The sequence below is a fragment of the Microvirga pakistanensis genome (genome assembly GCF_004458765.1).
Taxonomy (GTDB): domain Bacteria; phylum Pseudomonadota; class Alphaproteobacteria; order Rhizobiales; family Beijerinckiaceae; genus Microvirga; species Microvirga pakistanensis.
In genome coordinates this window covers 37,591-50,392 of record NZ_SPJX01000251.1, presented here as the reverse complement: position 1 = coordinate 50,392, position 12,802 = coordinate 37,591, and the positions used below count along the sequence as shown (strand labels likewise).

13 protein-coding genes are annotated in these 12,802 nt (G+C 61.7%); 4 read left to right on the top strand and 9 right to left on the bottom strand.

Translation table 11 applies throughout. The annotated features are described in order from the left end of the window. Positions 1 to 222 precede the first annotated feature (222 nt). Together E4K09_RS14435 and E4K09_RS14430 are read right to left on the bottom strand one after the other, a co-directional pair. Positions 223 to 1,506 (bottom strand): DUF3422 family protein, encoded by a 1,284-nt coding sequence (locus E4K09_RS14435; RefSeq protein WP_244610503.1) that lies wholly within the window; start codon positions 1,504 to 1,506, stop codon positions 223 to 225. 267 nt (positions 1,507 to 1,773) lie between these two features. Next, entirely contained in the window at positions 1,774 to 3,639 is a 1,866-nt protein-coding gene (locus E4K09_RS14430; protein ID WP_134498125.1) for a hypothetical protein, read from the bottom strand. A gap of 360 nt (positions 3,640 to 3,999) precedes the next feature. Between E4K09_RS14430 and E4K09_RS14425 the strand changes: the two genes are divergently transcribed. Then, the gene (locus tag E4K09_RS14425; RefSeq protein WP_134498123.1) at positions 4,000 to 4,287 is read left to right on the top strand and encodes an integrase arm-type DNA-binding domain-containing protein; all 288 of its coding nucleotides are present in this window, start codon (positions 4,000 to 4,002) and stop codon (positions 4,285 to 4,287) included. Positions 4,288 to 4,492: 205 nt separating this feature from the next. Here the strand turns inward: E4K09_RS14425 and E4K09_RS14420 are convergent, their stop codons facing one another. The 4 genes from E4K09_RS14420 to E4K09_RS14400 all read right to left on the bottom strand — a co-directional run bounded on the left by E4K09_RS14420 (position 4,493) and on the right by E4K09_RS14400 (position 7,931). Next, complete coding sequence (locus E4K09_RS14420; RefSeq protein ID WP_134498121.1) at positions 4,493 to 4,930, bottom strand: hypothetical protein; 438 nt, start codon at positions 4,928 to 4,930, stop codon at positions 4,493 to 4,495. A gap of 986 nt (positions 4,931 to 5,916) precedes the next feature. Continuing rightward, on the bottom strand, positions 5,917 to 6,120 hold the full coding sequence (locus E4K09_RS14410) for a hypothetical protein (RefSeq protein ID WP_166802322.1): 204 nt from the start codon (positions 6,118 to 6,120) through the stop codon (positions 5,917 to 5,919). A gap of 112 nt (positions 6,121 to 6,232) precedes the next feature. After that, entirely contained in the window at positions 6,233 to 7,351 is a 1,119-nt protein-coding gene (locus E4K09_RS14405; protein ID WP_134498117.1) for an ABC-type transport auxiliary lipoprotein family protein, read from the bottom strand. 43 nt (positions 7,352 to 7,394) lie between these two features. Then, positions 7,395 to 7,931 carry a hypothetical protein gene (locus E4K09_RS14400; protein ID WP_244610502.1) on the bottom strand — a complete coding sequence of 179 codons (537 nt, stop codon included), beginning with the start codon at positions 7,929 to 7,931 and terminating at the stop codon, positions 7,395 to 7,397. A 565-nt stretch (positions 7,932 to 8,496) separates the two neighbouring features. Between E4K09_RS14400 and E4K09_RS14395 the strand changes: the two genes are divergently transcribed. Continuing rightward, complete coding sequence (locus tag E4K09_RS14395; protein WP_134498115.1) at positions 8,497 to 8,826, top strand: hypothetical protein; 330 nt, start codon at positions 8,497 to 8,499, stop codon at positions 8,824 to 8,826. 86 nt (positions 8,827 to 8,912) lie between these two features. Here E4K09_RS14395 and E4K09_RS14390 read toward each other — a convergent pair whose 3' ends face one another. Further along, a complete protein-coding gene (locus E4K09_RS14390) occupies positions 8,913 to 9,845 on the bottom strand; it encodes an alpha/beta fold hydrolase (RefSeq protein ID WP_134498113.1) in 933 nt (310 codons plus the stop codon). 318 nt (positions 9,846 to 10,163) lie between these two features. Between E4K09_RS14390 and E4K09_RS14385 the strand changes: the two genes are divergently transcribed. After that, a complete protein-coding gene (locus E4K09_RS14385; protein WP_134498111.1) occupies positions 10,164 to 10,991 on the top strand; it encodes a Crp/Fnr family transcriptional regulator in 828 nt (275 codons plus the stop codon). Here E4K09_RS14385 and E4K09_RS14380 read toward each other — a convergent pair. Next, positions 10,976 to 11,380: a beta-lactamase hydrolase domain-containing protein gene (locus E4K09_RS14380; RefSeq protein WP_244610501.1), complete on the bottom strand. Its 405-nt coding sequence runs from the start codon at positions 11,378 to 11,380 to the stop codon at positions 10,976 to 10,978. The genes E4K09_RS14385 and E4K09_RS14380 overlap by 16 nt on opposite strands. Between E4K09_RS14380 and E4K09_RS31060 the strand changes: the two genes are divergently transcribed. Then, positions 11,291 to 11,494: a M2 family metallopeptidase gene (locus tag E4K09_RS31060; protein ID WP_425293847.1), complete on the top strand. Its 204-nt coding sequence runs from the start codon at positions 11,291 to 11,293 to the stop codon at positions 11,492 to 11,494. The two genes, E4K09_RS14380 and E4K09_RS31060, sit on opposite strands and share 90 nt — an antisense overlap. Before the next feature lie 251 nt (positions 11,495 to 11,745). Here the strand turns inward: E4K09_RS31060 and E4K09_RS14375 are convergent, their stop codons facing one another. Further along, on the bottom strand, positions 11,746 to 12,171 hold the full coding sequence (locus E4K09_RS14375) for an MAPEG family protein (protein WP_134498107.1): 426 nt from the start codon (positions 12,169 to 12,171) through the stop codon (positions 11,746 to 11,748). Positions 12,172 to 12,802 lie beyond the last annotated feature (631 nt).

Genomic DNA, 12,802 nt, shown 5'->3' with positions numbered 1-12,802 from the left:
CTCGATTTTGCCGGCCACATCGGCAGCCGGACCTGACATGTCCAACCCGTCCGAGTGCGTCCGCTTTACCCCGCGCAGCTGACAAGATTGTTCTGTTTTAGGTGTGCCGATCACAGGCCTTCCCCAGCAGAGCTGCTCAACATCGCACGGTCTCGCTTTCGATGTTCCCCCTCCTGAACCGGCCGCAGAGTTCATTGGCTGTGCTGTTCGGTGTTCTGGCCATCAATCAATGCTGTGGCTCCGGCGGATCCGCCGAACCAGCCAGGCCACTCCGATGAGGGCGAACGGTACGGTGAACGCGGTCGCCACATTGGGATCCACGTGAAGGTCGGCCGCATGCGCGCCTTCAAACAAGAGATGGGCCAGACTCGCAACATAGTATGTGATCGCGGCGACCGATAGTCCTTCGACCGTCTGCTGCAGTCGGAGCTGGGTCCGGGCGCGCTCGTTCATGGCTTCGAGCAGGCTGCGGTTCTGCTGCTCTAGGGCCACGTCCACGCGCGCTCGCAGAAGCTGCGCCGCACGAGCGAGCTTGCGCGACAGGTTGACCTGCCGCTCCTCAGTCGAGGCGCAGGTACGCATGGCGGGATTCAATCGGCGGGACAGGAAGCCGGACCAGCTTTGCATCCCTGACGCCGGGCGCTCGCCGATGGCATTCAGACGCAGGCGAACGAGCTCGTCATAGGCCCGCGTTGCTCCGAAGCGGTAGAGACTGGCGGCCGCACCGGCCTCCAGCTCCGCCGCAAGTGCCGTGATGCGGTTGAGAAGTCGGTGATTGGCCTCGAAATCGTCACTCTCCCGCATCTGCCGCAGAAGATCCGGCAGCTCAACCTCGATCCGGCGTATCGACGGCGCCAGCGCCTGCGCCTCCGGCAACCCAAGGAGGGCGAATGTCCGGTAGGTCTCGATTTCGAGCACCCTTTGCACCAGCGCTCCAGCTTGGTCCGGCGTCAGGCCGCGGTTGATGGTCAGAACCCGCACCCAGCCGTCGGCATCCGGCTTGAAATCCGTTGCAATGAGAGCCCTGCTCTCCTCCGCTTCCGAGGCTGCGATCTGCGTCTGGCCAAAGACTTCCTGCAAACTGGCCCGGATATCGCCGCCCGGAACGAGATGCAGGTCGACGGCAACAAGAAGTTGACCCGGAGGTGGCAGTTGCCTCACCTGCCTCAGGAAGAAATTTGCAGACGGATGGAACGGCTCCGCCGCGGAACAGTCCGGGACCGTGAACTCCCAGGTGCAAGTGGTAAACTCCGAATGGCTCTCCCATACTAGGACACCCTCTGGCACCTCTATGCGAAGGTGTTTCGCATCGATTGTCGGACCAGGTGAGCCGCAGCACGCACAAAGCTCCGTCAGCGCGCCCCAATGGACAGCTGCTGCATCCGGGTTTGTCACATAGGCAAGATGCAGGAGTCGCCTTGGGGTTGAGATGGGAGAGAAAGGGCGGGCGTGAACCTCCGCAAGAACACGCTCTCGCAACGGGTGGGGCTCCGAGTTCTGGATCATGCACTCTCCCTTCCGGCATGATGCAGCCTTCGAGCTGCAGCTGGGCAGGACACCCGACATCACATGCACGAGACGGCTGCCGAAATGCACCCGGACCGGATTGGCGAAGATCTGGAACGGAAACCGGTGATGCTAGCGGCTGGCGGGATTGATCATGTCAGCCCGCCTACGCGCTCTCCCCTCAGGCCGAGTCAAAGTGACAACACCCGAACATCTGTCTTGATATATGGCCGTGAATTTGAATCCGTTCGTCCTTTTTGCGAAGCGCTACGCCGTTCTGTTGTAGCGCAAGTGAACTTCGTAGCGGCTATCCTCGTCCTCGGCCACGTACTCGCGGAACTCCCGATATGTTAACGCGGTCTTGCCGAGTGGTGTCACCACCACCTCTAGATCCTGGGGTGATGGGTGCCTCGTGATACCACTGATCGGCAAATCAACGTTGGTTAGTTCCGCCAGCTCGATGACCGAGAATCCGATCGCGTCATCCATGATCAGGTCCGCCGGCGCCCAGCGCGCAATGACGGCTATGACGGCAATGCCCACCACGGCGGCGATGGCGATCGCGATCGCTCCCTTGACGAAGCCAAGGGCCTTGATCGCTGCCCCTGCCCCGGCCGACAGCGTCTCTTTCAACTTCTCCCACGCCCGACTCAGATAGTCGACGAAGGCGTCCTGGAAATCGTTCAGCTGCTCACGAAACGCGCGCTCACTGTCGACCTCGAAGCCGACCACACTCATCGCCAACCCGAGTGCCGGCTGGGACTGGTTGAATACGGGTTGCTCGATTGTCCGGTTCTCACCTGAATCGACATCGCTGAAACGCTTCGTAAGCTTCTGCAACGAGCCGGTTGATCCGTCTGGCAGAAGCTCCGCTGCGAGGAAAGTGAGCGCGACCTCGTCTGAACCGAAGGACTGCGGCGAAGTCTCCTGCCGAGCGCGCAACCGCTCCGCGACTATCTGAAACCGTGCCGTCTCCGGCGGCACGATGTTGATGAACTCAACGTTCGACAGCACCGTTGGGCCGAAAATCGGAAGTCCGGTGGTGTTTGGCATCGCCAGTTGCAACTCATAGATGCCAGGGGGCAGGTCGTCCGGTATGACGAAGCTCAACTGATCTTTCACGCGGCAATCGCGAATAAGCGCTGTCTGTCCGTTGATCTGCTCAGACAAGGGGGTGGTCAGATCGCCAAAGACATGCGCATCCACTTCCGCAGAGCCAGACCCGTCCCGCGCCTTCAGGCGCACTTTGATGTCGAGGTTCATGAAGTTGACGCCGCTCAGCATCACGCTGTCACCGTTGGCGACGTCGGGCACCCTCGCGCAAACCGAGTCGGGCAATTCATTGCCCGGGCAGTTGCCGGTTTGGACGCTGCAGTTCTGCCGAATTACCCCGTCGGCGCCCAGCACAAGCGCGCATTTTTGCTGGATCTCCGCCGGGAGCCTGTCGCCCAGCGATATGGGAGGTCGATGGGAGGCCGTACGGAGGTTATTGACCCGGCAAATCTGCAGCTGGGCCTCGAAGAACTCGCCGCCAGGGTTGAAGAATCGATTGAGACCCGGCCGCTCTTGGAGCGCGGCGGCGTCTCCGAACGCCGCCTCGGCAGACCGCAGCTTTATCTCCTGGACGACTGCCGTCGTTAGTGTCGCCATATCCACGGGCTTGGTGGGATCAGCAAGGAGCGATGGCTCCAGCCCCGCATCTCGCAAATCGGGCTCCGTCGTCCTGTAGCTGTCGACCGCGCACGCCAGGACCGCCCGAACCGTGGGCGACATGTTTTCAAACACTGGAAAGACTGCGGCTTCGAAATCGTTTGCTGCATTGTGTCCCGCCAGATGCCGTCGTGCCGTCTGGAAAAACGATGCAGCCAATACGCTCGGAATGGAGGTGCGGGCGCGCAGCCGCTCGAGCTTATGAGTGCGGCTCTGCTTCGGCTTGCAACCCAACCCAAGCGGAATGCAGGCACCCACGATGCGGGGTGGCACCTCCTCGCCCGGGCAGGGGGATTTCGTCGCATCCTTATCGTCCGAGCAGCAGGCGTGGACGTGAACGTCACCCTTATTCTTGATATGGATGTCGACGCGACATCCGGTGGTACGTTTCCCAATAACCGGCCCGTCCGGATCTTGCGTCATTTCAGCCTCTCAGGCTCGCCTTGAACTTGCGATGTTACATTTCGGTCCAGGGCCTGAACCGAAGTACTGCGAGGGGCACTTCGAAGACTCTTTGAAGTAAAGGTAGCATGGCTTCTTGGTCAGCAGAAGCCAGCACCTGTTCGATAACTATTTAGAGTGGGTCTGGTGGACAGCTGCGGGGCCCATGGTGCCGCCTGCCAGAAACCACGTACTGCTCAATCCGCGATCCTCAGTCCATGCCGTTGATCACCACACCCTAAACTTTGCTATTCTGCTGCTTCCCATGCGGCCAGAGGATAGGCCCCGGCCCTGACGCGGGAAACACGGCTGGCCAGCCTCCATCCGTGACACAGGTGACTGATGGCGCGCCCGCTGAACCAGAAGATCATCGAGAACCTCAAACGGGATCCAGCCAGGGGGTTGGAGATCCCCGACGAGGCGTCGGTCGGTCTCTACCTCATCCTTGAGCCCGGTCGCGCCAAAAGTTGGAGCGTCCGCCATAAGGCCGACGGCAAGCCTCGCAAGCTCACCCTCGCCCGCTGTCCCCGAATGGAACTGGCGGATGCCCGCCAGGCCGCCGCTGAGGCGCTATGCATCCTCCCGGCGGGTGGCGACCCGGCCGGCGATCGGATCGTGCATGAGGCTTGATCATGAAGAGCGCCGACGCGTTCCTGATGTCGTCGGTACCGAGCGATCTATGATCGTCTCGCAGCACCTTGTGTTCACGCAACTCAAGGGTGCCTGCTTTTCGAGTACGGCAAGCTCCAGGGGAATGCGCTTGGGCAAGGAGGGCTGGTGGATGTCTGACATTGCTCTCAAAGCAGACCGGGCGTCCTATGGTGGCTGAAACTCACTATGCCTGGGGTTTGCGAAAGCGGTCTGGCATCTGGGGGTTATTGGCGGGGTTTGTGTCGTGACGCGACAATCGTGTGATCGCCGTGCCATCCACCAGGGGTCGTAAATCAGCCTCCAGGGCATCCGCCTCCTCCTTCGGGTAGACTTCCCTGCCTTTGATGTGGAGAGCAAACGATTTGAGGTGTTTGGCCTTCTTTACAGGATCCTCGATGGTTGCCTTAGTCCATTCGTAGAGTGGGTAGCGCTCGACCCCATCCGCCTCGGCCTGCGCCACATAGTTTGCAAAAGCATCGAGTTGGCATTTCATGGTTGCGTCGTGCTTTTCTAGGATGCGGCGCAGCGTTCCGAGCGCCGGAGCGCCTGCATCATGCCGTGCAGTCTCCGCAAGCTCGTGAGCTAAGTAGAGCCGCAACTGGTATTGCCACTGATCGCTCATGCCTCGGCTCCATCAGGATGCTCAGGTATAACCACTCTGCTGCGGATTATAGCACCTTCCATCGAACCACTCGCGACTTGAAGGTCATCTTGGGTCAAAGAGGCCGTAAGCGGGCTGTATAATGGTCGGCTCTTCGCCACTTCTCGGAAGTCCGGCCTAATTCCGAGATCGTCCCAGCGAACTCACGGACAACCTGCACCTAGCGGCTGATGTCATCAGTCTCGGAGGGCCGGTAGGGGGCGCTATTGATACATAGGCTTGCTCCTACCTCCAAAGCGGTAGACGGACTGTTGGTTTTGGCCGATCAACGCTTAGTCCGCGCTGCCGCATCCCACGTTCCTATCTGGACGACTCTCACCAAGCCAACAGCCGTATCCTCAGCCCATCGCGTTGACTGTCATACAGAACCTACGTGCTCCGCCTGCACGCGCATCAGGGGAAAGTTCAGCTTCGCCACCTCGTTGCGCCTCCTCATTTGGCATCGACAATGTCGGGAGCCTCTGCCAAGGCGCCGGCAGCGCTGACTAGGTCCGTGTGCCCAAAGCCCCTGCGTTAGTCGAGCACAGAAATCACCTCCGGCGTGACGCGGAAGAAGGCAACGCCCAGCAGCACGTCATATGCATACTCAGTGATCCCTTCGGGGAAATTCCGCGCCAGGAGCCGCGCCGCGTGCTCGACCTCGCCCGGGTCGTTGACCTATGTCGCCCGGCCGCCCACCGACACGGCGCGGATCTCGCCCCAATTCACATAGGGTAGATTGATCGCCGACGAGACTCGGTCATTGCCCACCGGGTTCTGGGCCTTCTGCGAGAAGCCCCACAGCCGAGGTAGAGGGTCAATCCATCGTGGGTGTAGCTCACCGTTGTCGCCTGCGGGTAGCCGTCGGGGCGGGTGGTCGCGGGGGTCATGTCGTTCGCGCCATCCAGGATGGCGAGGATCTCGCTGCGAAGGGCGGGGTTCCTCGCAAAACCTCCGGTCACATGGCTTCAGGTTCGCCCGTGTTCGAATCCCATTGGCGAACAGGCGCATGACATCAGCTGTCGGGATCTCTGTAGGCGATTGAGCCCGACCGTCCGGCGGGACGGCCAAAACGCCAGCACGGCCAGGATGAACGTCAGCAGCAGGAGCGCCGCCATCATCTGGACGACGCCGAAGTTCACGCCGTTTTTCGCCACAAACCAGCTCGTCACGAAACCCGCTGCAATCATCAAGAGGCGGACGACCCAGCCATCATGTCCTCCTCTGCCGGTTGAAGGAGGTCACAAAGCCCGATGCTGATGGTTCTGCGTCAGATCGGGTCCTTTAAATGATATTCGACACCCAAAGCACCAGTTCAGTTGCGGCCTTGCCGAAGGCCTCGTTGAGGCCTGCCGCCGCCGCTGCCGCATCTGTGGCCTGAACCGGAACGCTTGCGTGCACAACGCGCGAGCCGACGAGCCGTCCGTCTCCGGCCAGGATCTTCGCCGAGAACTCAACAGCAGCGCTAGGTTCGGGCAGCAGCTCCACCTGAAAGCTGCGGATGTCGATCAGGAGCTGGTAGTCAGCTGTGAGGCCTTCCGTGGGACGCGCGACAGCCTGCGGATAGTTCGCATTCTCGAAGCTCTGTATGATCTTTGACTGCAGAAGCTTCGGCAGGCTATCACTCCATTGTGAGTCCAGTGCGACGCTCTCTTCCTCCTGCGGCCGCACGAGGATCTTTTGTGTGTCGAACAGAACGATCGCGCTCGGCTCTGGGATCGCCAGCTGCCCGCTTGCAACCTTGTCGACGGGTGGGAAGGCGCGGGGCGCCGACAGGTCGTAGATCCTGGCCGGCGCTTTGGAGGGCCCTCCGCCGCCAAGGCGCTCAAGGGCGTCCAGGATCCGGTCGAGGCGGCCGGAATTGCGCGCGAGAGCCTCTGAGAAGGCATTGAGATTGGCAAGGATGCCGTGCAGCGGTTCCGCATTATCGGCAATCAGAGTATCGAGGCGCCGCAAGGCTCCCCGCGCCGCCTGGCTCAGATCCTGGCTCGCGTCCGGATCCGCCTTCAGAACAGGTGCACCTCCCGTTGAGCTGGGGCGCGGCGCGGTGGGCGTGCCGCCTTGGAGGGCGATGGTCGGCGCACCCATGAGGCCTTGGGATACGAGGCCGGCCTGAGTGTCGCTCCTGACGGGAGTGCTGCGGTCAAGGGAAAGTGTGGCGATCACCTGATTGGGGTCACCCGGGTTGAGCCGCAGGTCGGCGACCTCCCCGACCGCAATGCCGTTGAACAGGACCGGCGAGCCCGGCAGCACCCCTGTGACGGGGGTCTCGAACACGACGCGATAGATTTCACGGTCGCTGAATCCGCCGGTGCCGCGCAGCCAGTACACAAAACCAAAGGCGGCCGCGACCACACAAAGCGTGAACAGTCCGATGAGCGAGAACCGCGCCTGTGTCTCCATGTTTGCGCCTTCGCAAAACTCCTGAAACGCTCGAACATCCCGGCTATCGAGCCCGGACCATGGTAACCGACACCTGCGATAGCTCGGTGCCCTGGGAGCGGATGCTCACCGCTTGGCGCGTACCTTGAGGAGCCATGGCAATTCCTGCCGAGAAGCCGGGTCCCTCTGCCACGGCATCGATCCGTCCTGCCGAGACCCGGCCGGAGATCCTCCCTTGCATGTTGCGCGTGGTTTCCATCCAAAGGCCAGCGACACGTCCTCCCTCGGCATTGATGTCCGTCCTGAGCTCGAAATTGTAACTGTCGCTGGTGCAGCGAAGATTCTGCCGAAGGTTTGTGCCGGCGGACGTCACCGCATACGTGGCCTGACAGCGAAGGCGTTCGGTGGTGCCGTTCGACAGGGCTACCGTGCCGCTGCCCGACCATGATCCGGCAAAGCCGGCAAAGGGGTTCGAAGAGGTGGCCTGGGTCTGCGCATGAGCCAGCGCTCCAGCCAGCAGGAACACCAGCGTGCCAAGAGGCAGATGGCGTGCGTGCGAAAGGGCGTTTGCCAGTCCTGCTGGCATAGTTCCCACTGACATGGTTCGGCGCCTATGGCATCCGGGCGGCACCGGCCCAGCGTAGCGCCAATTGGGCGAATTGGCGATGCTGTACTTGGATTTCCTGAGCGGATTGGGTCAGATAAACTGGTGGCGCCTCGGCGGTTGCTGCGCCCACTCGGCCTTCGAATCCACCAATCCTTCCAGTCCGCAGGCTACGGCTAACGTCCGAAATGGGCAGAAACATAATGTTGAGAGAACCAAATAAAGGTCCGCTCGTCGCGCCTTGGCAGAAGTTCGGCGTACCTCCGGAAGGTGCCCAGAAGCCGTCGTTCCCGAGTACTCTGCGTCACCGAGGGGCGACAACGACGCAGGTGGCGAGACTGTTTGACCGCGTTCCCGGGCAGGTGTTCGGCGATGGCTGGGCTAACGATGGCAGCTTGCGCTGCAACCGCATTCAGGATCGCAGTGCCCTCTTCGAACCGCATCCTCGTGCCCCGCCGCGGCGATCTAATCGACCTATTCGAACTGCCGCGCAACGCCAGCATTAACGTCGTTGATCATGTTCGCATGCCGATCGATGAAACAGCTAGGCTTGGAGTCTTGAATGAGAAAGAGCAGCAAGGCCAAGCTCAGGGAGGCGTTCCTGCATCTTGAGAAAGAGGTGCCGGAAGGCGTGGCCCGACAGGTCCGCAACCTGCGTCATCCCAATGCTCGATGGGTCCGGCTCCCGCTTGGTGTATTGTTCGTGCTGGGCGGTCTTCTGGCGCCGGTGGTGCCGATCCTTGGGGTCTGGATGATTCCGCTCGGGCTGCTTCTGCTGGCCTATGATATCCCATTCCTGCGCAGACCCATCGCGAACTTCACGATCTGGAGCACCAAGAAATGGGTTGCTTCGAAGGAATGGTTCAATCGTCGTGTACGCCGTTCTCCTTGATTGACCGCAAAAATGGTTTCGGCTCTGGCTTTAAGGATCACCTGCGCACCCACCATGCTCTGTGTGCCTGCCTTCGCACAATGGCCTCAGCGCGGTGCCGGCCCGCGCAGGAAATCACGAACTGCGGCGCCAAGCTCGTCCAGCCGGTCGACGCCGATAGACATATGGGTCCGGCCGGCGAACTTCAGTGCCGTAGGGCTCGGCAACTCCCGTCGAAAGCGTTCCATGCTCGCCTGCCGGAACGGCACCATCACATCCTGCTCGAAGGTTCGGAGCTTCTGGGCGAGCGCGGCATCGCTGTGATCAAGGGGAAAGAACGTGCTGGCGTAGAGCGCAAGGGCCGGTGCCTGCACCCGCGTGTAGTTGCGCTGCCACGCCCCGAGCGCGGCAAATGATGCCGCGAAGGCCTCCTCGTCCGGTACCGGATGCAGCGTGCCGGCAGCATCGGGCCGGGCGAGCTCTTGAAGATAGGCCTCAAGCCCCTCTGTCCATGGAATGTCGCCCAGCCAGGCTGCACGGTGCCACGCCCGAAATGCATCGAGTGACCGCAGGTCTTCGGCTCCGGGGCTGTTCACCGCGAGAATGTCGCCGAAGGCCTTCAAGAAGGTGGGCGTGGACCAGTCATAGGCTGCATCCAGGTAAACGAGCGCTCCGACACGGTCCGGATAGCGGCCTGCCAGTTCTGTGATCTCGTTGCCGCCCATGGACCACCCCAGCAGATGCGCCTGCTGAATGCCGAGCGCATCCAAGAGCTGGTGAAGGTCTTCGGTCAGCATCGAGCCGTCATAGGGCCCGGGCGGGGCATCCGACCGTCCGTGACCGCGCCGGGCATATGCAATGATGCGGAAGTCGGCGCGCAGGCAAGTTGCGAAATCCTGGAAGACGTGCGGATTGTCGCCGATCCCATGAACCAGAACGAGCACTGGCCCATCACCGCCCCAGTCGAGATAATGGAGCGTGATGGCGTTCACCTCGACAAAGGCCGACCGGAAAGGAGCAGGGGCGCAATCGCTCGACATGCCAGGCAGCCTCGCCACGTCTGGAGTGGCAACGGAGCCATTGCAGGAGGCAGCTTAGCAGCATGCCTCCACCATGGCTCGGGTTTGACCATAAACCGCCAACCCGGTCATGTCGATCAAACGCAAGCTAAAGATCCTTTCAAGTCAGGGTGTGAAGTTCGCGCAATCTATGGAAGGTCGGCTTAGCCGATCCACGCGGACCAAGTCCTTGCTCCGACGAAGACCCGTTCCGGTGGAGAATCTCTCCGGCCAAACCAGTTGGCTTTCCACGCGTTATCCGTGGTTGATCGGATGATCGCCCCTGGTCGCGAGAGGATCATGCCTTCAAAGGAACAACGTCACTCTCTCCAGGCTCCGGGACCGCCATCGAACCACCAGGCCAACCGGTTCCTCGCCGCGCTGGATCCAGAGGACTTTGCCCTTCTTGAACCTCATCTCGAGGCGGTGATCCTGCCGCGCGGCACCGTGGTGTACGAGCCAGGCGATCCGATCCGGTACACCTACTTCCCGCACGATGCCATCGTGTCCCTGGTCGATGTGATGGAGGATGGCCGCCTGGCCGAAGTGGCGATGTTCGGGCGAGAGGGCTTGTTCGGCCTGCTGAGCGCCTTCGTCAGCCGGGAGGCCTTCGGGCGCTACGTCGTGCAGATCCCCGGCACTGCCTCGCGGGTGCCCCTCGATCAGATGCACGCGGCCATCCAGGCCCGCCCCGCTCTGCAACGGCAGGTGCTCGCCTACAATGAGGCGCTGCTCGCCCAAGCATATCACACCGTGGCCTGCAATGCGGTGCATCCGGTCGAGGCGCGCTGCTGCCGATGGCTGCTGAGCACCCATGACCGCCTGGACGAGGACGCCCTGCCGCTCACCCATGAGTTCCTGGCCGAGATGCTCGGCGTGCAGCGCTCCACGGTCAGCACCGTCCTGCGCGGACTGCAAGGCAGCGGCCTGATTGAGCAATACCGCGGCGGCATTGCGGTACTCGACCGGTCTGGTCTCGAGCAGGCCGCCTGCGAGTGCTACCGCAAGATCCGCTTTCGCTTCGAGACGCTGTTGCCCGCCACCTATGCCGCGTCCGAGCCTGATCAAGGCAGGCTGGACTCCTCCGCACAGTCCGTTCGACTGCAGGCCCCTCAGGTCAAACCATAATGATCATAACGCTCAAGAAAGGTCTGCTCTGCCGGCCAGGGTTGACCGAACTCTTTGATCCGAGGAGTGCCATCTGACATTTTCTTCGAGTTTCGCGGCTCGATCCGCCCATTGCGGGCCGGCACTGCCGCAACGTCGCTTAGCATCTGCGCAAAGACGCTGGCATCCTGGTTCGTGACTTTGCCGGCCCCCACGGGGATGTACCGATAGGCGAGGCCTAAGCGCTCGGCCGCCACCGCAAGAATTTCGCTCTGCGGCTGGTCCTCGGCATCGCTGTCCGGGCGGTTGCCAATTACGGATTGGAACCCCTTCGCGCCTGCAATCCCGAGGTCCGGCTCAGCCAGTTGGTCAGAGGCAGACAAAAAGGGAGTAATCGTCGGGAGCTTCACGCACTTGGAACCTCCACCGGCACCCACGGGCTGTCGGCCGACGCGCTGGTGGAATACTTCCGGCCGCTGACCGCATGGCTTCAGGAGCAGAATTCACAACGGCAGTGCGGCTGAAAACCCAAGCCGATCTGTCAGGGGCTGGAAGTTGGGAAAGACCAAAGGGACTGCACGCTCTTCCCGCAATTGCGCAACTCGACGCTGAAGGCGTCCAGTCCGCCATCCTTCAGCTCCCCATTTCCATGGATGGCTGCGGACACCGCTTGACTCTGCCAGATGGCCCGGTGCAGACGGCGCGGGCGTCATCACCACATTGCGAGAGCCCAGATGGGCTGAACAGGCAGATCCTCGGTGCTCGGAGGCTGCCGTTATCCAACCGCCAAGGCTGCAACGGCCACGGCCATCGTGAGCATGCAAATCGCTTGCACGAAGAAGAACGCGAACCGTGCCGAGGCGGCTGCATCCGAGGGCGCGAAGGCGATGTGGACCGTCGTCTGGCAGATGCGCGCGACCAGAATGGCCCCAGCCAGCCAGTTGAGGAGACGGCTATCCGCACCGACCGCGGTGGCGCACAGGGTGATCGCGCCAAAGACCGGCAGGTTCTCGACGCAGTTCATGTGGGCACGCATGGCGCGCTGGTACCAGTTGCTGCCCTGGGGCCGGTCGGCCTGCCATTCAGAAATCCTCACCCGTCCCGTGAGGATCCTTGACCAGCGATAAACCCCGACAGTTCCGAAGAGTACGAGCACCGTCCAGACGGCAAATCCGAGAAGCGCCCATTGCGGGATTGTCATCGAAACCCTCCGCACTCAGATGGCTGCGCTGAACATCTTGGCAGGTGCGCCTCCCAGCCGCCACACCTCGAAACGGAACCTCGAGTTGAACGTGTCGTCCCCGCCAACAGAGTGCCATACGGCGGCCACTGCCCCGAGATCCCGACCGAGGGCCGGCTAACGGGCGGAATCAACCTGTGAAAGTCAGTTGAAGGTCAACCTCAGCCGTTGAACGCCGCGCAGTAAAGGGCAGATCGTGGCGGCATTGCAGACGGCCGCTAAGCTGACATCTGGTCTACTTCCGCGAAGTGCCGCTAGCAGACATTCCGACTCATAGGTGGAACTAAGCGGAACTGTGTCCAGAATTGCCGATGTCGTGGGCTCGGTGGGCGGCGCGAAGCCGAACGGGAAAAGGCATATGCAGAGATCCAGCTTGAGGAACATGCCACTTTCCCCGATGATGGGCCGGCTGCGCCCGTCAGAGCATCGAGACCACGCTACTCCCGATCTGAAAGCCTGTCGTCACCCCAGCCAAGGAAGATCCGTGAGGCTGGATCGATTTCGCTCAAAGGGTCACCGCTGCTATAGTGCCAACGGGCAGTTGGACGTCCTGTTGCTGTTGGAGGTCGGGCTTCGGGCTTTGGCTCAGCAC

Excerpts from the sequence above, each read along its gene's own strand:
- E4K09_RS14385 (WP_134498111.1), top strand. The coding sequence starts at position 10,164 with ATGCCTTCAAAGGAACAACGTCACTCTCTCCAGGCTCCGGGACCGCCA.
- E4K09_RS14405 (WP_134498117.1), bottom strand. The coding sequence starts at position 7,351 with ATGGAGACACAGGCGCGGTTCTCGCTCATCGGACTGTTCACGCTTTGT.
- E4K09_RS14425 (WP_134498123.1), top strand. The coding sequence starts at position 4,000 with ATGGCGCGCCCGCTGAACCAGAAGATCATCGAGAACCTCAAACGGGAT.
- E4K09_RS14430 (WP_134498125.1), bottom strand. The coding sequence starts at position 3,639 with ATGACGCAAGATCCGGACGGGCCGGTTATTGGGAAACGTACCACCGGA.
- E4K09_RS14420 (WP_134498121.1), bottom strand. The coding sequence starts at position 4,930 with ATGAGCGATCAGTGGCAATACCAGTTGCGGCTCTACTTAGCTCACGAG.
- E4K09_RS14375 (WP_134498107.1), bottom strand. The coding sequence starts at position 12,171 with ATGACAATCCCGCAATGGGCGCTTCTCGGATTTGCCGTCTGGACGGTG.
- E4K09_RS14435 (WP_244610503.1), bottom strand. The coding sequence starts at position 1,506 with ATGATCCAGAACTCGGAGCCCCACCCGTTGCGAGAGCGTGTTCTTGCG.
- E4K09_RS14395 (WP_134498115.1), top strand. The coding sequence starts at position 8,497 with ATGAGAAAGAGCAGCAAGGCCAAGCTCAGGGAGGCGTTCCTGCATCTT.
- E4K09_RS14390 (WP_134498113.1), bottom strand. The coding sequence starts at position 9,845 with ATGTCGAGCGATTGCGCCCCTGCTCCTTTCCGGTCGGCCTTTGTCGAG.
- E4K09_RS14400 (WP_244610502.1), bottom strand. The coding sequence starts at position 7,931 with ATGTCAGTGGGAACTATGCCAGCAGGACTGGCAAACGCCCTTTCGCAC.